This window comes from Paraburkholderia aromaticivorans, from assembly GCF_012689525.1.
Classification (GTDB): Bacteria; Pseudomonadota; Gammaproteobacteria; order Burkholderiales; family Burkholderiaceae; genus Paraburkholderia; species Paraburkholderia aromaticivorans_A.
Genome location: NZ_CP051514.1, coordinates 82,349 through 108,697, shown reverse-complemented (window position 1 = coordinate 108,697; position 26,349 = coordinate 82,349). Strand labels below are relative to the sequence as shown.

18 protein-coding genes and 7 pseudogenes are annotated in these 26,349 nt (G+C 60.0%); 6 read left to right on the top strand and 19 right to left on the bottom strand.

Annotation, left to right across the window (positions count from 1 at the left end; translation table 11 throughout):
• Positions 1 to 474: 474 nt before the first annotated feature.
• Positions 475 to 633 (top strand): annotated as a pseudogene (locus tag HF916_RS50070) (helix-turn-helix domain-containing protein); the annotation flags it as partial.
• Positions 634 to 678: 45 nt separating this feature from the next.
• On the opposite strand, the gene HF916_RS00505 reads toward HF916_RS50070, so the two are convergent.
• The 4 genes from HF916_RS00505 to HF916_RS00490 all read right to left on the bottom strand — a co-directional run bounded on the left by HF916_RS00505 (position 679) and on the right by HF916_RS00490 (position 5,559).
• Complete coding sequence (locus HF916_RS00505; RefSeq protein WP_431311383.1) at positions 679 to 1,848, bottom strand: porin; 1,170 nt, start codon at positions 1,846 to 1,848, stop codon at positions 679 to 681.
• A 115-nt stretch (positions 1,849 to 1,963) separates the two neighbouring features.
• Complete coding sequence (locus tag HF916_RS00500; protein WP_240975268.1) at positions 1,964 to 3,385, bottom strand: cytochrome c; 1,422 nt, start codon at positions 3,383 to 3,385, stop codon at positions 1,964 to 1,966.
• A gap of 12 nt (positions 3,386 to 3,397) precedes the next feature.
• On the bottom strand, positions 3,398 to 4,999 hold the full coding sequence (locus tag HF916_RS00495) for a GMC family oxidoreductase (protein ID WP_168787412.1): 1,602 nt from the start codon (positions 4,997 to 4,999) through the stop codon (positions 3,398 to 3,400).
• A gap of 11 nt (positions 5,000 to 5,010) precedes the next feature.
• Positions 5,011 to 5,559, bottom strand: a complete 549-nt coding sequence (locus HF916_RS00490; protein ID WP_168787411.1) for a sugar dehydrogenase complex small subunit — start codon at positions 5,557 to 5,559, stop codon at positions 5,011 to 5,013.
• A 724-nt stretch (positions 5,560 to 6,283) separates the two neighbouring features.
• Between HF916_RS00490 and HF916_RS00485 the strand changes: the two genes are divergently transcribed.
• Positions 6,284 to 7,582: a lactonase family protein gene (locus HF916_RS00485; RefSeq protein WP_168787410.1), complete on the top strand. Its 1,299-nt coding sequence runs from the start codon at positions 6,284 to 6,286 to the stop codon at positions 7,580 to 7,582.
• 834 nt (positions 7,583 to 8,416) lie between these two features.
• Here HF916_RS00485 and HF916_RS00480 read toward each other — a convergent pair.
• Complete coding sequence (locus tag HF916_RS00480) at positions 8,417 to 9,160, bottom strand: response regulator transcription factor (RefSeq protein ID WP_277352261.1); 744 nt, start codon at positions 9,158 to 9,160, stop codon at positions 8,417 to 8,419.
• Positions 9,161 to 9,512: 352 nt separating this feature from the next.
• Positions 9,513 to 9,683: pseudogene (locus HF916_RS00475) on the bottom strand (IS6 family transposase); the annotation flags it as partial.
• A 410-nt stretch (positions 9,684 to 10,093) separates the two neighbouring features.
• Between HF916_RS00475 and HF916_RS00470 the strand changes: the two are divergent.
• Entirely contained in the window at positions 10,094 to 11,500 is a 1,407-nt protein-coding gene (locus HF916_RS00470) for an amino acid permease (RefSeq protein WP_168787408.1), read from the top strand.
• Between the two features lie 70 nt (positions 11,501 to 11,570).
• Here the strand turns inward: HF916_RS00470 and HF916_RS00465 are convergent.
• A pseudogene (locus tag HF916_RS00465) lies at positions 11,571 to 11,981 on the bottom strand (DDE-type integrase/transposase/recombinase); the annotation flags it as partial.
• Positions 11,982 to 12,051: 70 nt separating this feature from the next.
• Positions 12,052 to 12,849: an RNA-guided endonuclease InsQ/TnpB family protein gene (locus HF916_RS00460; RefSeq protein WP_168787407.1), complete on the bottom strand. Its 798-nt coding sequence runs from the start codon at positions 12,847 to 12,849 to the stop codon at positions 12,052 to 12,054.
• A gap of 98 nt (positions 12,850 to 12,947) precedes the next feature.
• On the opposite strand from HF916_RS00460, the gene HF916_RS00455 reads away from it, so the two are divergent.
• Positions 12,948 to 14,509, top strand: a protein-coding gene (locus tag HF916_RS00455) for an IS3 family transposase (protein ID WP_168787406.1) whose coding sequence is annotated in 2 segments (ribosomal slippage) — positions 12,948 to 13,386 and positions 13,386 to 14,509 — 1,563 coding nt in all. Because the reading frame shifts where the segments join, the coding sequence is not laid out codon by codon here.
• Here the strand turns inward: HF916_RS00455 and HF916_RS00450 are convergent.
• Positions 14,487 to 14,786: a hypothetical protein gene (locus HF916_RS00450; RefSeq protein ID WP_168787405.1), complete on the bottom strand. Its 300-nt coding sequence runs from the start codon at positions 14,784 to 14,786 to the stop codon at positions 14,487 to 14,489. The two genes, HF916_RS00455 and HF916_RS00450, sit on opposite strands and share 23 nt — an antisense overlap.
• A 69-nt stretch (positions 14,787 to 14,855) precedes the next feature.
• On the opposite strand from HF916_RS00450, the gene tnpA reads away from it, so the two are divergent.
• Both tnpA and HF916_RS51800 read left to right on the top strand, forming a co-directional pair.
• Complete coding sequence (tnpA, locus tag HF916_RS00445) at positions 14,856 to 15,284, top strand: IS200/IS605 family transposase (RefSeq protein ID WP_168787404.1); 429 nt, start codon at positions 14,856 to 14,858, stop codon at positions 15,282 to 15,284.
• A gap of 40 nt (positions 15,285 to 15,324) precedes the next feature.
• Positions 15,325 to 15,405, top strand: a pseudogene (locus HF916_RS51800) (IS6 family transposase); the annotation flags it as partial.
• 292 nt (positions 15,406 to 15,697) lie between these two features.
• Here the strand turns inward: HF916_RS51800 and HF916_RS00440 are convergent.
• The 10 genes and pseudogenes from HF916_RS00440 to phaP all read right to left on the bottom strand — a co-directional run.
• Positions 15,698 to 15,899 (bottom strand): annotated as a pseudogene (locus tag HF916_RS00440) (IS701 family transposase); the annotation flags it as partial.
• 39 nt (positions 15,900 to 15,938) lie between these two features.
• Positions 15,939 to 16,765, bottom strand: a pseudogene (locus HF916_RS50065) (IS3 family transposase); the annotation flags it as partial.
• Positions 16,766 to 17,329: 564 nt separating this feature from the next.
• Positions 17,330 to 17,508 (bottom strand): annotated as a pseudogene (locus tag HF916_RS00420) (IS3 family transposase); the annotation flags it as partial.
• Positions 17,509 to 17,810: 302 nt separating this feature from the next.
• Complete coding sequence (locus HF916_RS00415) at positions 17,811 to 20,096, bottom strand: NADP-dependent malic enzyme (RefSeq protein WP_168787401.1); 2,286 nt, start codon at positions 20,094 to 20,096, stop codon at positions 17,811 to 17,813.
• Positions 20,097 to 20,316: 220 nt separating this feature from the next.
• A complete protein-coding gene (locus HF916_RS00410) occupies positions 20,317 to 20,604 on the bottom strand; it encodes a hypothetical protein (protein ID WP_168787400.1) in 288 nt (95 codons plus the stop codon).
• Positions 20,605 to 21,029: 425 nt separating this feature from the next.
• Positions 21,030 to 21,185, bottom strand: a complete 156-nt coding sequence (locus HF916_RS00405; RefSeq protein WP_168787399.1) for a hypothetical protein — start codon at positions 21,183 to 21,185, stop codon at positions 21,030 to 21,032.
• 213 nt (positions 21,186 to 21,398) lie between these two features.
• On the bottom strand, positions 21,399 to 22,142 hold the full coding sequence (gene phbB, locus HF916_RS00400) for an acetoacetyl-CoA reductase (RefSeq protein WP_168787398.1): 744 nt from the start codon (positions 22,140 to 22,142) through the stop codon (positions 21,399 to 21,401).
• Positions 22,143 to 22,379: 237 nt separating this feature from the next.
• Positions 22,380 to 23,561 (bottom strand): acetyl-CoA C-acetyltransferase, encoded by a 1,182-nt coding sequence (locus HF916_RS00395; RefSeq protein WP_168787397.1) that lies wholly within the window; start codon positions 23,559 to 23,561, stop codon positions 22,380 to 22,382.
• 136 nt (positions 23,562 to 23,697) lie between these two features.
• A complete protein-coding gene (phaC, locus tag HF916_RS00390; RefSeq protein ID WP_431311372.1) occupies positions 23,698 to 25,461 on the bottom strand; it encodes a class I poly(R)-hydroxyalkanoic acid synthase in 1,764 nt (587 codons plus the stop codon).
• Between the two features lie 102 nt (positions 25,462 to 25,563).
• Positions 25,564 to 26,124 (bottom strand): TIGR01841 family phasin, encoded by a 561-nt coding sequence (phaP, locus tag HF916_RS00385; protein ID WP_168787396.1) that lies wholly within the window; start codon positions 26,122 to 26,124, stop codon positions 25,564 to 25,566.
• Positions 26,125 to 26,349: the final 225 nt, after the last annotated feature.

Sequence of the window (26,349 nt, the reverse complement as noted above, 5' to 3'; positions counted from 1 at the left end):
TGAAGAAAACCTGGTTGGTATGCGGTTATGGAATATCTTTCTTTCCTACGACTGTCGCATGGCTCGCAGGAGCGAGCATGGGACTGGGACCTGCACGCTGCGTACCACTGCTTGCGATTGCGGCGATTCTAGCAATGCCTGCGTTGGTTTTTAATGTCTGAATTTGCATTTCATCATTACGTTAAATGTTCGTAGACGAGATTTCAAATTTGGATCGGTATCCACCGGGGAGCTGTTCGAACTTGGCATCGATGGTTTGATCGCTCCAGCTGACGAAGTATCGTCAGTGATCTTCGCCAGATTGCCGGCTTCATCGAGCTTGTCCGTGTCATCATCTGTGGGCGCAGGCGGTGTCAGCGCGCCTTCACGCAGGCGGCGTACAAGGCGGATATTTTCAAGCTAGTTGTCGCCTCAACGAATAAATTTCAGGCGGCATTTCTCCCCTGGTCAGGGCGTTGTGGGGCGACACCCTGGCTTTCTGCCGAAGAACGCGCCGAACTGCTGGCGCTCGCGAACTCGCCCGAATTCGGTCATCTGCCGCCAAGCCAGATCGTGCCGCGACTGGTAGACCAGCAACGCTATGTCGCATTGGAATCGACGTTCTACCGGGTGCTGAAGGCCGAGAAACAACGCGCCGACGCGACCCTCCCAACTGCGGAAACCGCTCGTGTCTCTCGACTAGAAACTGACTGCAAGTCCAAACATGGCAACGAATTGGTTGGGTGTCGTCGAAGGCGTCGAATTTTGGGAGTCACCCACCACGGGGGCAGCATCGATGATGTCGCCTGAGGCACCAAGGGTGCGCCCGCTTGCATGCTGCCAAGCCTGTAGCGCATAGACTGTCGTCCGCTTCGAGAGGTGGTAAGCCTCTTTCAGTGATACCTGATGGTACTTCGCCGAGTCATCGATCGCGTTACTCTTTGAGGCGCGGGTATAACTATACGCGCCCGCCACGTCCCATGCGTTGTTGAACTTGTAGCGCAAGAACGCACCGTATGTATTGAAAATGGCGGTATCGGCGAATAGAGAATGGCTACCCGAAAGATACTGCACATTGGAGTAATTGACGCCAAAAATGAAATTGCCTAGTGTGTAGTTGGCCGCGGCGGCGATATTCTGGACCGCCCGCGCCGACACATAGCCTACGTTGACCGCCGAGCTACCATACGAAGCAGTCGCGTTCGGGTCCAAGCCCGCCACATTGCCGGTGTTGTTCATGCGGAGGTAGCCGGCGGCGACCGACAGAGGACCACCGTCGTAGCGCACTGCGGCGCTGATAGTAGAGCCGCTTTCCATCGAACCTGGTACGCCACCGAATCCGTACTGTCCGCTAAACTTGAAGCCGTAAAGAGATGGCGACGTGTAAACCACCGAGCTATTTGCGCGGATCGTCGTGTCCATTCCGTCAATATCGCCAGGATGCGCTCCCGTCGCGCCGGTAAGGAAGCCGACTGGGCCGAGCGCGCCCACCAGTTGATAGTATGGCGTGTACTGGCGGCCAAACGTAACGGTCCCGAACCGCGTATCTTGTAGGCCCACGAACGACTGGCGGTTGAACGCGAGTCCCGCCGATGACTGCTTGCCAGTACCCGGATCGAACCCTTCCTGCAGATCGAAGATTGCGCTCATCGTAGAGCTTAGCTGTTCTGAACCCCGCAGGCCAATACGCGAGGAATAGAGATTGCCTTGACGAAAGTAGACGTTCGAATGCCCATTCTGGTTATTGACGAAGGCAATCGCTTCATCGACCACCCCATAGAGCGTCACACTACTTTGAGCAAACGCCGTTGCCGGCACGGTGGCGGCGCACAATGCTAGCGTCGCCGAACCAAATGCATATGTCTTAATCATCAGTACTTTAGGAAAGAAGGCTTCAGCGGATCATGCTTTTTGTTCGGGGGAGGCGGCGTACGGTCGCTTTAGCCGCCCCCGAGTGTTTCTTGCAGCCGACATCTGACGTGACTCAAGCGGCCGACGTCTTCCGTCGGCGCAACCGGACAATGGACAGAGCGAGGGCAATGACAAGAATCACGGCGCCGATCAATCCGCCGCGTGCGAGCCACGGCAATGACGACGCTTCGCCGCCGGCGCGCAATGTTTTGACCTGGTCTACCGTCACGATTGCATTCTGATTGCCCCAGCGCTTCAGCAGATAGTTACCGAGCGTAGCCACTTGCTGATCCGACAGCAGATCGGAGAATCCCGGCATCAGGATGTCAGGGGTACCGTCCTGGTGCTGCACCCCGTGCAGCATGACCATCACAAGGTTGTTCGTATTGGAACGCCCGAGCGCGCTGTTATGGAAGAGCGAAGGCAGGCCTCCGCCGTCCGCGCCCTCACCTTTCGCCTGGTGACAGGATGCGCAATAGCCGTCGTACAACTGGGCGCCGCTCAGTTTGTTTGCATCCGCCGGCCATTTAACGCCGCGAACTTCGTCAACATCAGCCGTCGGCTTGCCCCAAGCGCTCGCCGGCCGCGTATCGCCCTTCGCGTGAACGGACGGCACCGATTTCAGATAGACCGCCATGGCGTGCAAATCCCCGTCGCTCAGATGACGCAGGCTGTTGTCCACGGCCTCGGCCATTGGGCCGGCCGCCTGTGCCTTGTCAAGCGCGTGACCGGTACGCAGGTAATCAGCAAGCTCCTGCTCGCTCCACGTGCCCACGCCGCTGTCCGCATCCGACGTAATGTTAGGCGCGGTCCACCCACCTATCGAAGCGCCAGCAAGATCCAGAGTCTTATCTTCGGCCATCAAGGTATTGCGCGGTGTGTGACAGGCGCTGCAGTGCGCGAGCCCCTTCACGAGATAGGCCCCGCGATTCCATTCGGCGCTCTTCGACGGATTTGCCTCGAAGGGCTTCGAATCGAGGAACATCATGTTCCACACTGCCATCGACATACGGATGTTGAACGGAAATGGCAGCGCCGTGTCGGGACTATGTTCGTCGACCGGTGCGACACCTTGCATGAAGTACGCATACATTGCCTTCATATCATCATCCGACACTTGCGCATACGACGTATACGGCATGGCCGGATAAAGGTGTGCGCCATCCGCGCGGATGCCTTTACGGACCGCGTCGGAGAACCGTTCCTGCGTGTAATTGCCAATTCCCGCGGTTTTCGACGGCGTGATATTCGTCGAGACGATTTCGCCTAGCGGCGTGGCAAGCGACAAACCACCGGCGAAGGGCTTGCCCTTCGGCGCCGTGTGACACGCTACGCAATCACCCGCTGTGGCAAGGTACTGCCCCCGTTTGACCAACTGCTCGTTATCTGCCTCGCCTGCATAAGCCGTTCCGCACATGGCTGACACGGCGACCACTGCCGTCAGCGCGAACAGCGCGACGCTTCCCCAGAATGACATTCGGTCCGTGTATTTCATCGTGTCGTCTTCTCAAACGGTGGGGTGAATATGTTCCGCGGTGCGCAGCGCTAGCGCGACGCCAGTCAGCGTGGAATTGACCGTGGCCGCAGTCGGCATTACACCGGTACTTGCGATAAACAGGTTCTCGTGATCGTGGGTACGGCCGAACGCGTCCACGACCGAATCCTTCGGATCGCTGCCCATGCTCATGGTGCCAGTGATGTGCTGGTTGTTCGCGTATTGCCCGTCTGGCGTATAACGCAGGTTCGTGCCGCCCATCAATGCCGCAATCTTTGAAAAATGTTCCTTGCCCATTGCCGCGCCGCGATGCAAATAGTCATCGAGCGCGTAATGGACCATCGGCTTTGGTAGCCCGAGCGCGTCTTTCATCGAACTGAGGGTCACGCGATTCTCCGGATTCGGCAGCACCTCCAGAACCGTCTTCACGTTCATCTGGCGAGAGGCGCGATAGCGCAACTGCTTTTCCAGTTCCGGCCCGTACACTCCTGCACCGATCAGATCTTCGGTCGCGGAGCGCACCTGCGAAATATTGGTAAAGTCCAGACGGAACGCTGCAGAATGCGAGCGGAAACTACCGTCCCTTAGCGTGTTGATCGACGATGGACTTTGAGGCCCGCGGCCTAGCCAGACCTCTTCATCGGCGTCGAACGTGAGCGAACTGCTCGGGTGATCCATCAGATTTCGTCCAACCATCCCTGAACTGTTGGCCAGTCCGTTGGGATATTTATCGCTCGCGGACATGAGTAGCAGCTTGGGGCTCTCGATCCCGTTCGCCGCGAGCACGAAAATCTTGCCCGTAACGCGGTGCGAATTTTTGTCTGGATCGAAGTAGTGAACCGCAACAATCTTGCCGCTCGAATCATGCTCGATGCGATACACAACTGCGTTCGGCAGCACGCGCGCACCGGCCTTCTCCGCCGCGCTTACTGCAATGCCACCTGTGTATTGCGCGTCAATCGGACAGATCGGCTGACAATTGTTATTGCCACAACACGCTGGACGTCCGTCGTAATTGCGGCTGTTGCGCGCCGTCGTATTCGTGACTACGGTATAGCCGCCTGGCGCAAGACGTTCGCGCACCCGGCGCATCGCCCACGGCTCGACCACCGGCTCCATCGGGAAAGGTTTGGTACGCGGAGAGCCCGTGTTCGGCGCGCCCGATACGCCCATCTTCACCTCGGCCTCGTAATAAAACGGCTCGAGATCGTCGTAAGAGATCGGCCAGTCTTTGCCGACGCCGTATTGCGTCTTCAGGCGCATATCGTTCGGAAGGACGCGCCACGCATGCGCCGCCCAATGCCACGTCGTTCCTCCCACCACGCGCAAGTACTCCGCCGGATAGGGATAAGGACCCGCCTGAATCAGATATCCGTTGTCCTTCGGATGATAGATTGGTTGCGGTGCCCACTCCGTACCAGGAGCATACGGCGCCACCCAGTCACCCTTTCGAGGTGAATTGCGGTAGTTCGCTGTAATCTGTCCTCGATCGATACGCGGCCCCGCCTCGAGAATCAGCGCTGACATGCCCTGTTTCACCAGACGCTCTGCCACAAGAGCGCCACAAATTCCCGAGCCGATCACGACGACGTCGGCTGAATCACGTTGTGCCATCTAATTGTCCCTTATGCCGGTTTCGCGGCCCAACTGCCGTACACGCCATAGGAGTAGCTTGGCGGCTTCAGTTTTTCAGCGGTAATTACATTCAACAGGTTTGTCTCGAACGTAATGCATTTCGCGCGTTCGCCTGCACCGACAATGCCGGTGTACCAAGCTGTCACGATTGCCCGCGGCACGCGTGCCAGTACAGATTTCTGTGCATCGAGCAACTTCTGCAGTTGCATCGGATCGACCTGCTGCTCTTTGATGAACGCCAGCAACTGCTGCTGTCGACCTTCGAAGTCGGCATCATCGCTAACGAGTGCCTCATACAGACGAGCAGCCTGTGCCGCGTCAAGCGAACTGCGCCCTGTCAATATTCGGGAATTTTCGAGAAAACTGGCAGGCGCTGCAATGTTGCCGACCAGAGACTGCGGGCGGGACTGTGCTGGAGTCTGAGCCATTGCAAACGGCACGGCCAACGAAGCACAAGTAGCCAGAAGCCCCGACAACAGCAGTCGCCGACGCGGATCAGCCACGGCGTTTTCCGAAAATGACGTGTCGGTGTTATCCATGTTCTTCGAAATGGGTTGTGTGTGGGGGAATACGTTAAATCGCGCTAAACCGCATCTGCGAAGCCGCACTGCTTCCCACTGCCTGCGAAACCGAGGTGGCGGAAGAACCCAGTGTGCCTGCATGAATATGGGGGAAATGGTGCGTCTGACTTCTGCATGATGGGTCCATGCCTCCGCGCGCCATGAGGCAGCGTGATTACAATGGATCTCTAGATCGCGCCTCGCACAACATCCATTTTTAAGTACGGCGGCGGGACGCATTGTGTCAAAGAGCGTCATTCGCCGCTGCCCTTTTGAGGTAAATCACCATATCGAATTCTGAAATAATCTTATTGCTGCGCGCAAAGGCAGAACACCACTCCCGACAATGAGACCTCTGGATCGCTAGCGTTGCAGTCTAAAACTGGGCTCTTGAGATCCTCCATCCTCATGCGCGGCTTGCAAACACATTGGGCGAGCGTTTGCGTCAATTTAACCAATGCGGGCAATGCATATTTTTCGGCTAGGTAACAATCGACGCCCAGGTGCGTGAGAGAATCGGTAAGCGGGACCGACCTATTGTCTAGCTCTTTAAACGGCCATTCGCTAACTCACTCAATTGAGGTCGACAGCCTGACAGCCGCCCGCCTCGCATAGCTGCGCCAAGCGAACTCGCGTCTGTTGCATCGCGGTTATGTAGCGGCGTGGAACAACCAGACCACTTTCACCACTAGAACGAACAACCATGTCATCTCATGACCGCCAACCCGAGCCCGCCCTGCGCGGGCGTCGTCAGTTTTGCGCGATGCTCGCCGGTAGCCTCGTCATACCCAGCCTTGCGTGGGCGAACAAGACTAGAACAGAAGCGGTGCTTTATGCATCGGTTGGCCCAGAATTCACTCTCTATCGCATCGAAGCGGGCAGCCTAGCATTGTCGAAAAACGCCTCGGTCATCCTGCCCGCCAACGTGCAGTACGTCTGGCCGCATCCTTCGAAGAAATTGCTGTATGTCGCCTACAGCGATCGCGCAGGTGGTTCGGCAGGCAACGTGCATGGCGTCGCTCTGCTCCGCGTCGACGAACGCACAGGTGAAGCGGAGTCATTTGGCGAGACACTCCAACTAGACAACAGACCAATCAATATCACGGTAAATCGAAGCGGCACGAATCTTCTGATCGCCTTTAACGATCCGTCGCGCCTCGATGTCTACGAGATCAACGCTGACGGGTCACTCGGCGCGCAAGTGAAACAAAAGCAGTTCATCGACCCTGGCATCTACGCGCACCAAATACGTGTCGCGCCGTCGGATCAAACCGCCATTCTGGTGACGCGGGGAAATGATCCGGCTAGCGGCCACCCGGAGGATCCAGGCGCTATCAAGGCGTTCGACCTCCACGACGGGCAATTGACGAACGAACAATCGATCGCCCCTGGCAGCGGTTACGGTTTTGGTCCGCGGCACGTTGATTTTCATCCCAGTGGGCCATGGATGTACGCTTCCATGGAACGTGAAAACCAGTTGCAGGTTTTCAGTCTGCGGAACGGCAGGCTCTCCGCTGCACCGCTGTTCGTCAAGACCACGTTGCTCGAGCCCGCGAAGGTCCGGCCCGGTCAGGTAGCGGGCCCAATCCACGTTTCTCGCGATGGTCGTTTCGTCTACCTGGCAAACCGCTCGGATGGTACGGCGGATTTTGAAGGCAAGAAGGTCTACGTGGGCGGGGAGAACAGCATCGTTGTATTTCGCATCGACCCGCAAACAGGAGAGCCGACGCTGATTCAGCGCATGCCGACACAGAGCTTCCACGCGCGTACGTTCGCGCTGCATCCGGATGGCAAGATCCTGATTACCGCGAGCGTCGCGCCCATGCTAGTGCGGGACGGCGACACGATAGAGACGGTTGCAGCGGCATTGACGGTGTTCCGTGTCCAAGACAACGGCACGCTGACATTTGTTAGAAAATATGACGTCGATACATCCGCCGGTCCGATGTTCTGGGTGGGAATGATGGCGCTCGGTAACGGTTGGCCCACCAACACGGCCTAATCGTTGTAATCTCACACGTCAGCGCGCGTGGGAATACCGGTTGCCCACCCGCAAAGCACTCCCGCAAAGCACTCCCGCAAGGCGGGACTAAATACTACAGCCGTAGATTTTTACTATGCTGACGATATTTAATATGGCTAAGTAACCAAACTATGCGTTCGACTGCACCTCGGCGCCAGGAGCGGCCCGGGACACGTCGTATTCACGCCGGACGGCAAGCGGGCGCTCGTCACGCGCGACGGTGACCATCGGGTAACCGTCCTTGCCATTCACGGCGGTCAGGTGAGCGTCACGCCTCGTGACATTTTTCCCGGGGCAACGCCCCAATGGCATCGAGGTGAGTCTGCACGGCGATTTCGCGATGATCGCCAACCTTCGCAAGGGCCAGGCTGCCACTGATATCGTAAGCCTAATCGACCTCACGGTCGGACAGCCTCGTGTTGTCGGAACGGTAAGAGTCGGGCAGACGCCCGAATGCGTCGCCATTTCCCCAACAGGGCGGCTTGTAGGGGTATCGGTCATGAATGGCAGCGACAAGGCGATCGACTCGCCCTTTACCACGCGCATGCGAGCTTCATGTTGCTGAGGGTCGAGGGGACGAAACTCACGAAGGTAAGTTAGGTGCCGACCGGCGGATGTATGCAAGGCGTAGCGTTCAGTCCGGACGGGCAAACGGTCCTGGTCCAAAACACCATGCAGAAAGGTATTGAGGTGATCGCTATCGATGGCGCTCACGCAACGGACACCGGGCAGCGGGTCCGGTTTAACTCTGCGCCGAGTGGCATGCGCGCGATGAACGCGCAACAATGGGTGAACGGGAACTGAATGCGCAACTCAGGAGGCGGCCATTTTCTTCTGGCTGTCCTCTCCGGCCCGCCCCGCGAGGTGTGGGTGGTTCGGGGCCCGCAATCGGCGTGGCGCTGTTGAGTCGGACAGCCGGTAGCCTGCCCCGTGCCGCGTCTCGATACAGTGATTGCCAAGCTTCTTCCGGAGGCTGTGCACGTGCACCTGGACGGCGTTGCTCTTGACCTCTTCTCCCCAGCCGTAGATTTTCTCTTCCAGATAAGATGCTGTGAAGAACCGCCTGGGTTCAGTGAAGAAGATGCGCAGGATCGCGTATTCCTTGGCCTTCAGTGAAATGGGCGCACCGTCTACCAGAACGTGACCGGCAGCATCGTCCAACATGATCGGGCCGTGCGACACAACGGATTTAAGCTGCCCCGCGCGCCGCCGCATAAGTGCGCGGAGCCACACCATGACCTCGACGGTATCGACAGGCTTTTCGAGGCAGATGTCGGCACCCGCATCAAAGGCTAGGGTCCGCTCCGCGACAGAATGCCGCGCCGTAAACGCCACGACGCTCGTAGTGTGTCCGGCAGCCCGATAGTCTTTGAGGATTGAAAGGCTGTTTTGCTGCCCCTCAATGCAAAAAAGAATAGCGTCGTAAAAATCGCTTGCGAGCGCCAGCTCGGCGTGCCGAGCATTGTCGACCCAGTCGACTGCGTAGCTTCGCGCGCGTAAGGCCTCCCGCAAGACTTTGGCGAACACGTTGTCACGCTCATATATCAGGACACGCATTGCTCAACCTGTGTTCGAATCTGAGTGGCGGCGCGACGTCCTGTACCACACGTACCGATACGCGAAACGAGCGGTAGAAAATCGGAGCCATCGAAGGTTGCACAGTGTACGCAAACTCGCAGTTGCGCGCAGCGACCCAGGCTAAACGCGATTGACCTGAAACGCGGGTGAAAGCACCATTCCGGCAAAGCGCATGTACGTTGAACGGCAGTCATCACCCCGACCTGCGGCCGTCGCCCTTGTACGCCCGCATATCTGCCAATGCGCCAGTGAGGAAACGTGCGGGACGGCCCACGCCGCAGACGCCCTTCTCATCGCAATGGGTGGCCGCCCATGCATGTTCTTTTGAACGCCCAGCGCTGGCGGTCAGCGGCCGGATACGTCGGGCAATGCCCGAACCGAACTTCACCGCCCAGCGTCGCACGGTCGCATAGGTGAGTTCAATGCCGCGCGCGGGCAGCAGTTCCTCGACCATGCGCAGGCTGAGCGAGAACCGATAGTACAGCCACATCGCGCGGCTCATCACATCGGGCGGAAAGCGTTAACCCGCATAGGACGCCGGGTTCGGTGACGGGTGTGTTCTTCTGGTTGGCTGGTTTCCTGGCCAACATTATCGACGTGTCGACGCCAAGATCCCAAGATCCCAAGATCCCAAGATCCCAAGATCCCAAGATCCCAAGATGTCTACGAGTTGACAGTACCGCCCATGCGTGGTCAGCGCCAACATCGTCTGTTGCATCTTGGTCTCCACCGCTGCACCATTGAGCGACCCGGCTGACCTTGTTGTGACGGAACCATATCGACGGCGTTCGCCTGCCGGCACGCCGTCGAGGACTGCCGTCCCGAAGAGGTGCCGGGTCGAACTTCCGCTAAGATAGCGGGTTTTCCGACATTCGGCGCGCGAGATGCGTGCACTATTGGAGGCTCACGCCAATGTCCCTGTTTCGCAAAAAGAGCGTCGAGCACATGATCGCCGCGAGCGCTCAGAACGCCGGCCTGAAGAAAGCGCTCGGCGCGCTCGATCTGACCTTCCTCGGTGTCGGCGCGATTATCGGCACCGGTATTTTCGTGCTGACGGGCACGGGCGCCGTGCAGGCCGGCCCGGCGCTGATGGTCTCGTTCCTGATCGCGGCGATTGCCTGCGGGTTCTCCGCGCTCGCCTATGCCGAGTTCGCGTCGACGATTCCGGTCGCGGGATCCATCTATACGTATTCGTACGCGACGCTCGGCGAACTGGCCGCGTGGATCATCGGCTGGGACTTGATGCTCGAATACGGGCTGGCAACGTCAGCGGTATCGGTCGGCTGGTCGGGCTATCTGCAATCGCTCCTGTCGGGTTTCGGCGTGAGCCTACCGGATGTGCTGACGGCAGCCCCTGGCGCGTCGCCGGGGCACGAGACGTGGTTCAACCTGCCTGCTTTCGTTGTGATGATGGCGATCACGGCGCTGTTGTCGCTTGGCGTGCGTGAATCAGCGCGGATCAACAACGTCATGGTGGCGATCAAGGTGGTCGTGGTCCTGCTGGTGATCGGCGTGGGCGTTTTCCACGTAACGCCGGCGAACTGGCATCCGTTCATGCCGAACGGCTGGCACGGCGTGTTCGGCGCGGCGGCGGTGATGTTCTTCGCGTTCATCGGTTTCGATTCAGTGTCTTCCGCGGCGGAAGAAGTGAAGGATCCGAAGCGAGATCTGCCGATTGGAATCATTGCGTCGCTGGGTGTGTGTGCGGTGCTGTACGTCGCCGTGGCGGCTGTGGTCACGGGTATCGTGCCGTCGGCCCAGTTCGCCAATATCTCGCATCCGGTGTCGTACGCATTGCAAGTGGCTCGCGAGAAATGGGTGGCTGGATTTGTCGATCTGGGCGCCGTGCTGGGCATGCTGACGGTGATTCTCGTGATGGCCTACGGCCAGACGCGCGTGATCTTCGCGATGTCGCGTGACGGGTTGTTGCCGGCAAGGCTGTCAAAGGTACATCCAAAGTTCGCTACGCCATTCTTCACCACCTGGCTTGTTGGGATTTTCTTCGGCCTGATTGGCGCGCTGGTACCGTTGAACGTACTCGCGGAGTTGATCAATATCGGCACGCTGGCAGCGTTTTCGATGGTGTCGATCGCCGTGCTGATTTTGCGCAAGACGCACCCGCAACTGCCGCGCGCCTTCCGTTGCCCCGGTGTGCCGGTCCTGCCAGTGCTCGCGGTGCTGTCGTGTTTGTTTTTGATGGTCAACCTGAAGCTGGTCACGTGGGCGGCGTTTGTCATTTGGCTGCTGATCGGCATGGTGGTCTATTTCGGTTACTCGCGCCGCCATTCCAAGCTTGCGCACGGGTCGCAGAGTCACTAACAACTGGTTGCTGGGGGCGTTGTTACATTAAAGCGCTCGCGTCGCAGTAGTGCGAGGGACGGAGCTTTCCTCAAAAACTGGACGGATTTTGGGTAAGCTCGGCGAAACGAACCCATTCGGCAAAGCGTTCGGCGAGGTGTTTGCGGTGGAGCGACGCGCGCAGTAGATGTCGCTTCAGAGCGATGTGCTGCCGGATCGGTCCGAAATTCGACAAGAACGCTTGCGTGCGTTCAGGATCGCGGAAACCACGCATCCGGCGCTCGCGCACGCGTGGGTTGATGACGATTTTCGGCTCGGCTGTTCACTCGTGCGCTGGCTTTGACGAAAACGTGTTTCACGATTTCCAGCTCAGGGATCTCGGCTTGCGCTGCCGGATAGCTGCGCCTGGTCAGGACAATCTTCCGCGGCACCCAGGACAAGCCGCTAGTACACCTTTGAAGACCCGTTTCGCCGCGGCCTTGTCGCGCCGCTTCTGCAGCAGTCAAGGCCGCTCGTCGCAAGCCCGGCACCACGTGGCATCTCGAAGGGGTATTTTTGACTTCCTCTCCGGGCTAAACCCCGGAGATTCCTTCTGCAAGCGCCTGAAGTCCCAGGCGGGCAATATTCCGGGCGGCGTTTGTGTCGCGGTCGTGTACCGCTCCGCAATCGCTGCACGTCCACTGCCTTATTCCAAGTCCGGCCCTACCTTTCGGACTGCTGGGCGGATTAACGCCACAGCACGAGCACGTTTGGGTTGAAAACGCTTCGTTGACCTCTGCGAACACCACGCACTGCCTGATGGCTTTGTACTTGAGTTGTGTCCGGAACGTCGTCCACGCGGCATCGAGCACGGACTTGGCCATGCTCGTTTTTGCCAGCGCTTTCGCGTTCACGTTGCCCACGAAGATTGCCGCATGTTTTTTGACAAGCGCCGACGTTTCCTTGTGGATGGCGTCCTTGCGCTGATTCGCGACTTTGGCGTGGATAACCCTGACGCGCTTCTTCTTGCGAGCACGCTGCGCAATGCCCAGCGCCGCTTCCGACTCGCGATACCACTGCTTCGGCTCGAATTTTTCGCCATTGCAATACGTCGCGAGCGACTTCAGGCCAAGGTCGATGCCGAGCACCGACGCACCATCCGGTACGCGCTTTTCTTCGACCTGTACCTTGACGGCCACGTTCAGATACCAACGCCCGCGCGAGTCCTCGTTGAAACTGCCCGCCTTCAATTCGTATTTCGACAGGCCATATGAGTCCCACAGCCCGATGTTAATGCCGTTGAAGCGGACCTGGCCGTTCTTGTACGTCAGCGCGCGGGCCTTGAACGGAACCCATCCCAGCGAGTATTTGGGGGACTTGCGGTCGCTCACGCGCCAGTTGAGACGCTGCCGTTTGAACTGCCCCCCGCGTCAGAATACTTGTCGTCCCGATAGAATCGATGAACCGGGGGCGATGATGAGAAAACGAATTGGCAAAATACGGACAAGCATTCAAGGACAGAGCGGTTGCGCGGTTGCTGCCGCCGGAGAGCGCGGCGTTGGAAGACGTTGCACGTGAGGTTGGCGTGGGCGTGGGGACGCTGGAGCGCTGGCGCAGTGATGCGCTGTCCAGACCCGCTCGCGAGCGGGCCTGGACAGCGGCGGCCCGATTCGACGCCGTGCTGACGACCGCTGCGATGGATGAGGCTGCCAGGAGCGCATGGTGCCGCGCCAACGGTGTGTACCCGCACGAGCTGGCTTCCTGGCGGCAAAGCGCCACGCAGGCGCTGGCCGAGTCTGAGGAGGCGCGTGCCAGCCCGCAGCAGACCCAGCAGGACCGGCGTCGCATCAAGGAACTCGAGCGCGAGTTGCGGCGCAAGGACCGTGCGTTGGCTGAGACGGCCGCGCTGCTGGTCCTGTCAAAAAAAGTCGCGGCGATCTTCAGCACGGGCGAGGACGAATGATCGGCCTCGAAGATCGCCAGTCGCTGGCTCATGATATCCACATCGCACACAAGGCCGGCGCACGGCTGCGCCTGGCCTGCGAGACGGCCGGCATCGACGTGCGCACGCTGCAGCGCTGGAATGCCGGCGTGGGCCTCGTATCGGGCGATGGCAGGCCCCATGCGGTACGCCCGCAACCGGCGCATGCGCTGAGCGCCGCCGAGCGTGCCGAGGTGCTGCGCGTGGCCAACGAGCCGCGCTTCGCCGATATGCCTCCTGCGCGCATCGTGCCCATGCTCGCTGATGAGGGCGTGTACGTCGCCAGCGAATCCACCTTCGCCCGTGTGCTGCGCGAGCACGGGCAAACCACACATCGCGGCCGGGCCAAAGCACCCAGGGCGGGTCGACCGCCGACCACGCACATCGCTGGCGCAGCACGGCAAGTCTGGTGCTGGGATATGACCTATTTACCCGCTGAGGTCGTCGGTCAATGGTTTTACCTGTACCTGATCCTCGATCTGTACAGCCGCAAGATCGTCGGATGGGAGGTGCACGAGCGCGACGATGCCAGCCATGCGGCCCATCTGGTGCGGCGCACAGCGCTGGCCGAGGGCATCGCCACTCTGGCGGACAAGCCGGTGCTGCACGGAGACAACGGCTCCACGCTCAAGGCCACGACCGTGCTGGCCATGCTTCACTGGCTTGGCGTGAAGCCTTCGTACTCGCGCCCACGCGTCAGCGACGACAACGCCTTTGCCGAGGCGCTGTTCCGCACGGCCAAGTACCGCCCGGAGTTCCCCAACACGGGCTTCGCCGATCTCAATGCTGCACGCGACTGGGCAAGCGACTTCGTGCATTGGTACAACTTCGACCACCGTCACAGCAGCATCCGCTACGTCAGCCCGGCGCAGCGCCATGACGGCAACGATCACGTGATCCTGGCGGCTCGTCACGAGGTGTATGTCCAGGCACGGGAACGCAACCCGGCACGCTGGTCACGCTGCACGCGCGACTGGACGCCAATCGGCGCCGTCACCCTCAATCCGGAGCGCGAGTCAGTCGTCACGATGGCCTCGCACGCCACACTTAAACAGCCTTTGGCTGCATGACTGAGGCGACAAGTACCTTGACACGCGCCGACTGCTTGAGCCGGGTCGCGAATTCTTCGCACACCTGCTGCTGCGTGGCCGACCCGATGGAGACGCCTTCGCACTTGCTGAAGCCGTTGGTCAGCTTTTGCAGGTCGAAGCCGGACAACCAGACCTTCGGGCGATTGCAGTACCGCTTGAGGCTACGGAACTGGGTCTCGTTGCAGAAATTCCAGACCTGATTCACGTCGCGAGCCATCGCAAGCATCGCCTTCGCGTGCTTGTCCCTGATTCGCAATTTCAGTGTCCTGGTGGCTTCCATTCCTGTATAGTACACTTGGTCTTAGAAACTACGCAAGAGGGAAGGATGGGGCGGCCACGCAAGACAGATAGCGATTTACGGCACGGTCGGCATTGCGTCTTTGTGCTGCATGTTCACTTGGTATTTGTTACCAAATATCGGCGGAACGTGTTCAAGAAAGAGCACCTGGACGCCATGCAGTTGATACTGGCGAACGTCTGCCGGGACTTCGAAGCCGAGTTGGTGGAATTCAGCGGCGAGCACGACCACGTACACCTGCTGGTCAACTACCCGCCGAAGGTGGCGTTGTCGAATCTCGTCGCGTCGCTGAAGGGCGTGTCATCGCGTATGCTCCGACAGCAGTTTGGAGACTTTCATCCGTGGTTGAAGCGGCGGGGCGTGTTGTGGTCCCCGTCCTATTTCGCGTCATCGTGCGGCGGTGCGCCGATAGATATCCTCCGGCACTACATTGAGGAACAGCAAGCGCCCCAGTAGGACGCCTGCGGCGTCCGTGCTCTCGACCCCGGACTAAACTCCGGGGCTTCCCGCACATCTGGTGACGCTACGCGGCGATCCTTGTCTACTGTGGCGGGCAGTCGATCAGCATGGCGCCGAACGTCGTTTTTAGTTAGCCGTCCCGGGAAGGTTCAACTGACGCGAATAAGAATTGGCCTTGGTCCGACCCAAGGTTGACGTGCTGCCCTTTGCAACTCGCTGCAGCTATTTCGAACTCAAGCTTCCCGAGCGCCCAAACACTCGTTATGACGCCAATTCTGCTTGTGCTAGTTCTTTGTTAATCTTACTGTGTCATCAAATAAAAGCGTTTTCCCAGACTTCGGCAGCACGGACACGCGTCGAGCCCGGCGACCATCCGGACTGTAAGTTCGTAGCGAATAGTGGCAATCGAGTCAGCCGTGCGGCGCTGTGCGCGCCGGACTTCCCCGTGCAATGTAATCGTCGGGAAGGCCAGGTGTCTGGCGTGCTGCGAAGTTTTTTTTTGTTGCTGACCGCGGTACCGGTAGCGAGACGCTCTGAGAGCAGGAACCCGTAGGCCGCAATCGCCAGTGCGGCGTGGTGGTGAAACCCACGCCACCCCCGGCCTTCATAGTGTCTGGACTTGCCCCTGCATAACCGGACACGTGGTCACGCTTAGGTTGGTGAATTTGCTTGCTGGCGAAATTCGCGTGGCGAGCGGTATTTCAGGGCGCTGTGCGGATGCGATTCGTTGTAGTGGTCAAATGCTATGACCAGGTTTTGCAGCGCCGTCCTCGCGTCGGGCTTGGGCATCCACGAGACATAATCGCGCTTCATCGTTTTGACGAAGCTCTCGGCCATCCCGTTGCTTTGCGGACTTCGGACGGGTGTCGTGATCGGTTTCAGGCCGATTGCCCGCGAGAACGTCAGCGTCTCGTCGGCAATGTAGCAGGAACCGTTGTCGCCAAGCCACTCGATTTGGCTATCGGTTTTCAGCGCTTCGTGGAAGCGGTTCTCGACAGCCTGAAGCATCACGTCACGCACCATGTCACCGGTGTAGCCCCCGGTGCTCGCCACCCAGCTTATAGCCTCGCGGTCGCAGCAATCCAATGCAAAGACGACGCGCAATGGCGCACCATCGTCACAACGGAATTCGAAGCCGTCCGAGCACCAGCGCGCATTGCTCGGTCCACCGCGACTTTGCCGTCGTGCCGGCGCGCGGATTGGGAATGACGAGGTCGGCGCTCGAGTAGCAGACCATGCGTGTGCATGACCCGATAAACCCGCTTTGCATTAACGCGAGGTTGGGTCTGTGCATCCCTGTTTCGTCGCAACAGCGCCCACACACGCCGGTAACCGTAGGTGGGCAGGTCGGCGACCAGTCCCCGAAGCTCGGTGACCAGCGGCATGTCGTCCAGAACCGGCATCTTGCGCTGGTCGACCCACTCAGCGGGGCGCTTCGATTTGACCGCAAGATTAGAGCGCGGCACACCCAGGACTTCACCAATGTGCGCGTGAAGCACCGTCCTTCAGGGCGGTGAGGTAGAGCGCGTCGTGCGAAGCTCCAACTTGCCTTTTCGTATTGATCTGGTACTGTATATCCGTACAGCCAAACCGGAATGAGTCGACCCGTGACACGTTGCAAGGATCCAGTTCGAGTTCTGCGCATAAGAATCAAGGACAAGCATGCTTCGTCGCTTGCCGGGATGGCGCGGGCTGTGAACTTTGTCTGGAACTATTGCAATGACCTGTCGCTCCAGATCTTTCGCCGCGAGCGGCGCTTTGCCTCTGGCATTGAGCTCCAGCGTTATCTGAACGGGGCCTCGAAAGAAGGCCTGGCGGTCGGCTCGGCCGTGTTTCAGCAGATCGCCGAAGAGTATGCGACGCGCCGCAAACAGCACCGCAAGTTAAAGCTTCGATGGCGTCGCCCGGCATCCATTGTGAAACGACACATGATCGTGATCGCAATGCTGCCCGCAACATTCTCGCGGTCGGACGTGACCGCCTCGCAGGAGGAATCCCCGCCCTTTCCGCGCAAGCGGCAGTCGGTCACGACTGAGGGCGGGGAGGACGTCAAAAACCGTCTTCAACGGTCGTCCCCCGGCAGTAATGGTGAGCGCGCAATCAATTTTTTTGCCCGGCCGTACTCCACTACTTCGCGGAGGATTTCCACCTCCATGGTCTTCTTGCCCAGCAGTCGCTGGAGTTCGCGAATCTGCTTCATCGCTTCGACAAGGTCTGACGACTGCCGCCTCTTGATCGGGCGGGCCGGTCTACAGCAGGTTAATTTTAACCGCACCGGCAAGCTAGGCGATGCCTTACAGATCTCTGCAGGGCTGACTACGCAAGCGACTCGCTTTGCATGTTCTGCCCTCGGCTTTGTCACGGTTAGGAGCCAACCTACCCGTCCCTGGTGAGCCAAGCCGCGTCGCTGACGCGCCCGGCTTTGTAGACTGTCAGTGGCGCTCCTTGCCAGTCTGTGCCGTGAGCCACGCGCCCCGGCGCGGCTACGCTTGACCAGTCACGGCGGGGGCATCGCGCGGCGCACTACGACTTCACGCTGGAGCTTACGTCCGCGTTGGCTGACGCCACCGCCGTCATGTTGATGATCCGGCGCACGGTCGCAGCCGGCGTCAGGATGTGCACCGGCTTTTCCGCGCCCAGCAGGAACGGGCCGACCGTCACGCCTTCGCCGCCGATCATCTTCAGCAGGTTGTACGTGATGTTCGCCGCTTCCACATTCGGCATGATCAGCAGGTTGGCTTCGCCGGTCAACGTCGTGCCCGGGAACGCAGCCTTGCGCACGGCTTCCGACAACGCCGCATCGCCATGCATCTCACCGTCGATCTCAAGCGACGGCGCGCGCTCGATAATCAACTTGCGAGCCGCGGCCATGCGTTGCGACGACGACGACGGCGCACTGCCGAAGTTCGAGTTCGACAGCAACGCCACCTTCGGCGTGATACCGAACTTCTCGATCTCACCCGCAGCCAGCATCGTCATGTCGGCGAGTTGCTCGGCGGTCGGCGTTTCGTTCACGTACGTATCGCAGATGAACAGATTGCGGCCCGGCAGCATCAGCAGATTCATCGCGGCGAAGTTCTGCACGTTGTCCGCCTTGCCCAGCACCTGCTCGATGAACTTCAGATGCGCGTGGTACTGGCCGATCATGCCGCAGATCATGCCGTCCGCTTCACCAAGGCGCACGAGGATCGCGCCGATCAGCGTGTTGAACTTGCGCATCGCGGCCTTCGCCACGTCCGGCGTCACGCCTTCGCGCGCGCCAAGTTCGTGGTAAGCCTGCCAGGATTTCTGATAGCGCGGATCGTCTTCCGGATCGACGATCTCGAAGTCGTCGCCGCACTTGAGCTTCGAGCCCATCTTCTTCAGACGCATTTCGATCACCGACGGACGGCCGACCAGAATCGGCTTGGCGATCTTTTCCAGCAGCACGAACTGCGCGGCGCGCAGCACGCGCTCGTCTTCACCTTCGGCGAACACGATACGCGCCGGCTCCGACTTCGCGGCCGCGAACACCGGACGCATCACCATGCCCGTGCGATACACCGTCGTGCCGAGTTCTTCGCGGTACGCGTCCATGTCCTTGATCGGACGGGTCGCGACGCCCGAATCCATCGCGGCTTGCGCGACGGCCGGCGCGATCTTGATGATCAGGCGCGGATCGAACGGCTTCGGAATCAGATAGTCGGGGCCGAATTCCAGCGAGTGGCCTTCGTACGCCTTCGCGACTTCATCGCCCTGATCGGTTTCTTCGGCCAGCTCGGCGATGGCGCGCACGCAGGCGAGCTTCATTTCTTCCGTGATCGTGGTCGCACCGACATCCAGCGCGCCGCGGAAGATGAACGGGAAGCACAGCACGTTGTTGACCTGGTTCGGATAGTCCGAACGGCCGGTCGCGATGATGCAGTCCGGACGCACTTTCTTCGCGTCTTCCGGGCGGATTTCCGGTTCCGGATTCGCCAGCGCGAGAATCAACGGCTGGGTGCCCATTTCGGCGACCATTTCCGGCTTCAGCACGCCGGCGCTCGAGCAGCCGAGGAACACATCGGAGCCGCGGATCGCGTCAGCAAGCGTGCGGGCTTCGGTGTTCGCCGCGTAACGTTCCTTCGACGGATCGAGGTTGCCACGGCCTTCGTAGATCACGCCCTTGGAGTCGGCGACGAGAACGTTCTTCTTCGACAGGCCCAGGTTCACCAGCAGGTCCAGACAGGCAATAGCAGCCGCACCCGCGCCTGAACACACCAGCTTCACTTCGTCGAGCTTCTTGCCCACCACTTTCAGGCCGTTCAGGATCGCCGCCGAAGCGATAATCGCGGTGCCGTGCTGATCGTCGTGGAAGACTGGAATCTTCATGCGCTCACGCAGCTTCTTCTCGATGTAGAAGCACTCGGGCGCTTTGATGTCTTCGAGGTTGATGCCGCCGAGCGTCGGCTCGAGCATGGCGATCGCTTCGACCAGCTTGTCCGGATCGGACTCGGCAAGTTCGATGTCGAACACGTCGATGCCCGCGAACTTCTTGAAGAGACAGCCCTTGCCTTCCATCACCGGCTTCGCGGCCAGCGGGCCGATGTTGCCGAGCCCGAGCACGGCCGTGCCGTTCGTGATCACGCCGACGAGGTTGCCGCGCGAAGTGTACTTCTGCGCGTCGAGCGGCTCCTCGTAGATCGCCATACAAGCCGCGGCGACGCCCGGCGAGTACGCCAGCGACAGATCGAGCTGGTTCGATAGCGGCTTGGTGGGCGTGACCGAAATCTTGCCGGGTTTCGGATTCTGGTGGTATGCGAGAGCGCTTTGCTTGAATTGTTCGTCCATACTGGTAGAAAACTTCCCTTCTTTATCAATTTACTCGATTGATCCGTGACAGCTGTTTGCTGTCACACCTTGTGGGACTCAGAACAACTATGACGGACGTATCTTTGGATCGGTCTCGGAGCCGGCCTATCTCGAACGACGGAGCGGTAAAACTGTTCGCGACGCAACTCAACAGCTCGCACCAAACGTCAGAAGCTGATCAGCAGTCACCGATCCATTGTCAGCAGAGCGTGGTATTCGCCACCCACGGCATCTGCCTGAGGCGATCCGCTATCGCTTCCAGCGACTCGAACGATGCGCGCGCGAACGATAAGGTAACTTGCTCATATCCATGCCTCTGATCAGTCGCAATCCTGATGTTCTCGATGTCCCGCGCGATGGACATCACCACTTGCCAGACTGCAGCGACTCTCATGCCATAAATCTCGGCACGCACAGTGAGCTCCCGGCGGTTGTGCGCAACGCTAGCCGGGGCATGAGCGGGGGCCAGGTGGTCTTGTATATCCATGTCGGTGTCCGTGTATTCGTCTATCCGCAGTTCGCTCAGGCCACGTCTGGCAGACCGCCATGGAGATCCCGCGATATTTCTGCTCTGTTTGCCCCAGGTCGTACGTCGCTTCATGCATGCTCTTATGCATCCGTCCGCTCATTCGACGTCACCGCACACTCCGTGCGTTTGCGGGATTGGGGCCAGTCTTCGCAGCCGGGCCTGGGCCAGTTCCCTGTCGCCTGCACACACGCCGGCGCTCTCCAGCAATATGCATACGCGGCGGTACCAGTACTCCGGTTGCCCTAGCATGGAAGTGGCCGCAATCGTATCCCCTCGGGCTGTAAGCCGGGTCGAGATGCACCGGTTCATTCCTGTGACACGTACCAGTCCACATTTCGTCACGTATGTGATTTCCATTGTGGATACGTTAGGAGGCCTGGTTATCATCGCTCACGCGTGCCATGCCACCAGTCCTGATGATCCAGGTGTCGAAGCTGTCGCGCACGATGCCGTTCACGACGATAGTGACCCATCACCAGCGGCACCGCGATGGCGAGCGCCGAGCATCCGATCACCAATCCCAACCACGTTTCGCTCATGCCTGGTCCTCTTCGAAAAGCCGTGGTATCGCATCAATCCCCCGACGATGCCAACGCCGCAGGGTGGGTCACGCTGTCGCTCCGCCATGCCGCCACCCGATAGATCCGGGATGACGGCGTGGCTAGTTAGCATTCCGGCGGCCCCTGCATACGGCGCTGCCGACCTCGCGCGGAATGCTCAACGCGAAGTGAGTGTAGATAGGTTGCGCCACCTCACTGCATGTGCTGGCCGCCGTTGATCGCGATATTGGAGCCAGTCACGAAGCCGGCATCGTCCGAGCACAGGTAAAGCACGAGCGCCGCCACTTCTTCGGGCTTGCCCAGACGCCCCATCGGAATATGCGGCAGGATCTTCGCATCGAGGATCTCCTGCGGAATCGCCGTGACCATCTTCGTCGCCAGGTAGCCCGGTGAAATCGTGTTGACGGTTACCCCTTTGCGCGCCACTTCCAGCGCCAGCGATTTGGTGAAGCCGTGCATGCCAGCCTTGGCTGCGGCGTAGTTCGTTTGGCCGATCGAGCCCTTCGAACCGTTGACTGACGCAATATTGATGACCCGGCCCCAGCCACGCGCAGCCATCTCTTCGCACAGCGGCTTCGTCATGTTGAATACCGAATCCAGATTGGTCCGGATGACCGCATCCCAGTTAACCTTGTCCATCTTCTTAAGCGTCATGTCCCGGGTGACGCCCGCGTTGTTCACCAGAATGTCGACAGGGCCGACTTCAACCTGAATTCTGGCCACGCAGTGCTGGCATGAGTCATAGTCGGCCACATCCGCCGGGTAAGCACGAAACTTGTACCCTTGCGATTCCATTCTGGCCAGCCAGTCATCTGCACCCGTATTGTTCGGTGAGTACGTGACCACCACTGCATAGCCCGCGTCATGCATCTTCATGCTGATTGCCTCTCCAAGGCCACCCATACCGCCCGTCACCACCGCAATTCGTTTCGTCATACTATCTATCCTTGATCCAGTGTCTGCGAGAGTCGTAAATTCCCGTGGTAGCAAATACAGCGCTGCTGCCACCGGCCTGCTGCAATGCGTCGCCGCCTCCTGGGGAACCGAGGGCAAGGAACTAAACATTGCTCAAATCGCGTGTTTTTTTGGCTTCTGATCTTGCGCGAATGAAGTGCGGTTCGTCTGCGGGCCACAATCTGCGTCGCCGACGCACCGCTCATATGAGTTGAATGATCAGGCGCGCTCGAGCGCCAGCGCCACACCCATGCCGCCGCCGATACACAGCGACGCCAGACCCTTCTTCGCATCGCGCTTCTGCATTTCGTGCAGCAGCGTGACGAGAATCCGGCAACCGGACGCGCCGATCGGATGGCCGATCGCAATCGCGCCGCCGTTCACGTTGATCTTCGACGTGTCCCAGCCCATTTGCTGATTCACGGCGCACGCCTGCGCGGCAAACGCTTCGTTGATTTCCATCAGGTCCAGATCGGCCGGCGTCCAGCCCGCGCGTTCGAGACAGCGGCGCGAGGCCGGCACCGGGCCCATGCCCATCACCTTCGGATCCAGACCTGAGGTGGCGTAAGCCTTGATGCGCGCGAGCGGCTCGAGGCCGAGCGCTTCGGCCTTCTTCGCCGACATCACCAGCACCGCCGCCGCACCGTCGTTCAGACCCGACGCATTGGCCGCCGTCACCGAGCCTTCCTTCGAGAACGCCGGCTTCAGGCCCGCTAGCGCTTCAGCCGTCACGTCATGGCGCACGAACTCGTCCGTGGCGAAACGCAGCGGCTCACCCTTGCGTTGCGGAATTTCGACCGGCACGATTTCGTCGTCGAAACGGCCGGCTTTTTGCGCGGCTTCCGCCTTGTTCTGCGACAGCGCCGCGAACGCGTCCTGCTGCTCGCGCGTGATGCCGTATTCCTTGGCGACGTTTTCCGCCGTCACGCCCATGTGGTACTGGTTGTAGACGTCCCACAGGCCGTCGACGATCATCGAGTCGATCAGCTTCGCGTCGCCCATGCGGAAACCGTCGCGCGAGCCCGGCAGCACGTGCGGCGCCGCGCTCATGTTCTCCTGACCGCCGGCCACCACGATATCCGCGTCACCCGCGATGATGGCGTTCGCTGCGAGCATCACGGCCTTCAGACCCGAGCCGCACACTACGTTGATCGTCATGCCGGGCACAGCCGTAGGCAAGCCGGCCTTGATCACCGACTGGCGCGCCGGATTCTGGCCCGACCCTGCCGTCAGCACCTGACCCAGGATCACTTCGCTGACCTGCTCCGGTTTCAGACCGGCCCGCTCGAGGACGGCGCGAATCACCGTGGCGCCGAGTTCGGGCGCGGCGATCTTCGCCAACGACCCACCGAATTTGCCCACTGCCGTACGGGCGGCCGATACGATCACAACATCAGTCATTTCCATATCCTCCGGGCGGTCGGCCACATGCACCGCTGCCCGTCAAGTTAAAAATCTCGTTGCTCTTAGTCACGCCCTAACTCAATCAGACGCTCATTCACACCGCAAACAACCGCGCCATGAAGCGCGTTCGAACCTACTCCCGATGCCGCACGTAACGCCCCGGCGCCGGTTCGATTACCGGGAAGTCAGCCGAGCCGGCCGTGGCGCGCGGCTTCACCTTCTTGCCACCGTACTGGTCGAGCCACGTGGTCCATTCGGGCCACCAGCTGCCAGGGACTTCGGTAGCCTGATCGAGCCATTCGTCCGGGTTCTCCGGCAGCGTCTCGACGTCGCCGTCCAGCATCCAGAAATTGCGCTTTTTCTTCGCGGGCGGATTGATCACGCCCGCGATGTGACCCGACGCGCCGAGCACGAACTTCAACGGTCCGCTGAGGAGCGGTACCGACGCGTACGCCGTTTGCCACGGCACGATATGGTCTTCGCGTGAACCGTAGATGAAGGTGGGCACGTCGATCTTCGACAGATCGACCGGCTGGCCGCAAGTGGTCAACGCACCCGGCTCGCGCAGACGATTCTCGAGATACGTATTGCGCAGATACCAGACATACATCGGGCCCGGCAGGCTGGTCGAGTCGCTGTTCCAGTACAGCAGGTCGAACGGCACCGGCGTGCGACCTTTGAGGTAATTGTCGACGACGTAGTTCCACACCAGATCGTTCGGGCGCAGGAACGAGAACGTGTTGGCGAACTCGATGCCGCGCATCAGCCCCGGCGGCGTACCGTTCTTGCCGCCAATGGTCTGCTCGCGCATCTGCACGTGCTGTTCGTCGACGAACACGTCGAGCACGCCCGTGTCCGAGAAATCGAGCATGGCGGTGAGCAGCGTCATGGACGCGGCCGGATGCTCGCCACGCGCCGCAGCCACCGCCAGCGCCGCGGCGAGCATCGTGCCGCCGACGCAGAAACCGAGCGTATTGATCTGCTCGCGTCCACTGATCTTGCTCACCGTGTCGATGGCGGTGAGCACGCCATCGCCGATGTAGTCGTCCCACGTTTTATGCGCGATAGATTGATCGGCGCTGCGCCACGAAATCAGGAACACCTGGTGTCCCGAATCGAGCCCGTGAGCGACCAGCGAATTCTCCGGTTGCAGATCGAGAATGTAGAACTTGTTGATGCAAGGCGGCACGATGAGCAGCGGCCGCTCACGCACGGTCGCCGTACGCGGCTTGTACTGGATCACCTGCATCAGGTCGTTTTCGAACACGACCGAGCCTTCGGTGTTCGCGAGATTTTCACCGACCACGAAACCCGATTCGTCGGTCTGCGAGATCTTGCCGCGCTGCAAGTCGCCGAGCAGGTTCATCACGCCCTGGCGCAGGCTCTCGCCCTTGCTGTCCAGCAAGGTCTTTTGCGCTTCCGGATTCAATGCGAAGAAGTTGCTCGGCGAGGCCGCCGCGGTCCATTGCTGGACGGCGAAACGGATGCGCTCACGCACCTTGGGCTCGGTGTCGAGCGCGTCGACCATTTCCTGCAGATAGCGCGCGTTCAACAGATACCACGCCGCAGTGAAGGCATAGGCCGGCGCCGAACTCCATGCGTCGGAACTGAAGCGGCGGTCCTTGAGTTCGGGAGCTTTCGTCGTGGAAGTGGCCGCCTGCTGGATCAGCTGCATCGCCTCACGCGAGTAATCGCCCTGCCACTGCTGCAGTCGCGCTGCGGCACCCTGGGCAGTAACAGACCAGTCCTGGCCACCCCGTGTCACGTCACTCTGGTTCGCCGCGAACCATGAGGCCGGATAAACCAGCGTCTCCCAAGCACGTAGCCAGGTCACGGGCGGACCCCATGCAACAGTCTCGCCGTCAAGCAGCGAAGCAGTCCCGGATTGTATGAACATCGTGTTATTTGCAGTCAAAAAACAGTTAGAGGCGGGTCCGCGAGCGCGGCTCCCTTGAATTGCGCGACGCGCATGACAGACACTGCGTGTCTGTCCGGCCGGCTAGCCCTTTTCTGTGCCCGCACCCGATTGTGGCGCCGCCTGCCCGCTGGCCCGTGCGGCCAGCACGGAAACATTACCCTGTGCGACTTCAATTGCGCTCTGGACCGTCTTGCGTACCGTCTCTGCAGTGCTGCCAGCTGTCGAAAACGTTGACTTCAGCGCAATTGCGGCCGCTTCCGAGCCGGCCGGTGCATGCCTGACCCAGTTGTCGATGCGGGTCTGCGCATCGCGGGTGAGCTGTTCATAATGCGCATCTGCGATCTTCGCCAACCCGGACCGGGTTGACGCGGCGATGTCGACAAAGTCCCGCTGATACGGCAGCGCCTTCTCGCCTGCTGACTGTGCGAAGCGGGACATGGAGGCCAGCCAGTCTGTGCGGGTCGTGTCGGCCTTCATTTCCTGAAGGCGCGTACCGCTCTCAGCCAGGACCGAGCGCCGGATCTGCAGGTTAAGTTCGGCAATCTTCTGAAAACCCTGGAACGCTTCACCTGCCAACGCAAACAAGGTCAAGGCGTTTGACTTGTGGATTTGAAACAGATCATCAGACGGGAATCCGTTCATTTCTTCACCAATCAGGACAGCGAAAAATCTCGTTTAAAATCCAAGGCGATTAGAGAGCCTTTTTACAGCTGGACACCGTCCGTTCAGCACAGACGCGTCGATTGCAACCGGCCACTCCAGATGGCAGCTTTATCATGGGACCCGCTACAGCGTTGCTGCTACAGGCATCGGCCGCCGGCGCCAGCTGACCGCGTCTGGAGACGGAAGACTCGCCCAGCGCGAGCT

What these genes read in the sequence shown, in the direction of transcription:
- HF916_RS00480 (WP_277352261.1), bottom strand. Translation starts at nt 9,160, where the DNA reads ATGCGTGTCCTGATATATGAGCGTGACAACGTGTTCGCCAAAGTCTTG.
- phaP (WP_168787396.1), bottom strand. Translation starts at nt 26,124, where the DNA reads ATGAACGGATTCCCGTCTGATGATCTGTTTCAAATCCACAAGTCAAAC.
- phbB (WP_168787398.1), bottom strand. Translation starts at nt 22,142, where the DNA reads ATGACGAAACGAATTGCGGTGGTGACGGGCGGTATGGGTGGCCTTGGA.
- HF916_RS00485 (WP_168787410.1), top strand. Translation starts at nt 6,284, where the DNA reads ATGTCATCTCATGACCGCCAACCCGAGCCCGCCCTGCGCGGGCGTCGT.
- HF916_RS00415 (WP_168787401.1), bottom strand. Translation starts at nt 20,096, where the DNA reads ATGGACGAACAATTCAAGCAAAGCGCTCTCGCATACCACCAGAATCCG.
- HF916_RS00410 (WP_168787400.1), bottom strand. Translation starts at nt 20,604, where the DNA reads ATGGATATACAAGACCACCTGGCCCCCGCTCATGCCCCGGCTAGCGTT.
- HF916_RS00405 (WP_168787399.1), bottom strand. Translation starts at nt 21,185, where the DNA reads ATGAGCGAAACGTGGTTGGGATTGGTGATCGGATGCTCGGCGCTCGCC.
- HF916_RS00490 (WP_168787411.1), bottom strand. Translation starts at nt 5,559, where the DNA reads ATGGATAACACCGACACGTCATTTTCGGAAAACGCCGTGGCTGATCCG.
- tnpA (WP_168787404.1), top strand. Translation starts at nt 14,856, where the DNA reads ATGGGGCGGCCACGCAAGACAGATAGCGATTTACGGCACGGTCGGCAT.
- HF916_RS00495 (WP_168787412.1), bottom strand. Translation starts at nt 4,999, where the DNA reads ATGGCACAACGTGATTCAGCCGACGTCGTCGTGATCGGCTCGGGAATT.
- phaC (WP_431311372.1), bottom strand. Translation starts at nt 25,461, where the DNA reads ATGTTCATACAATCCGGGACTGCTTCGCTGCTTGACGGCGAGACTGTT.
- HF916_RS00395 (WP_168787397.1), bottom strand. Translation starts at nt 23,561, where the DNA reads ATGACTGATGTTGTGATCGTATCGGCCGCCCGTACGGCAGTGGGCAAA.
- HF916_RS00500 (WP_240975268.1), bottom strand. Translation starts at nt 3,385, where the DNA reads ATGAAATACACGGACCGAATGTCATTCTGGGGAAGCGTCGCGCTGTTC.
- HF916_RS00470 (WP_168787408.1), top strand. Translation starts at nt 10,094, where the DNA reads ATGTCCCTGTTTCGCAAAAAGAGCGTCGAGCACATGATCGCCGCGAGC.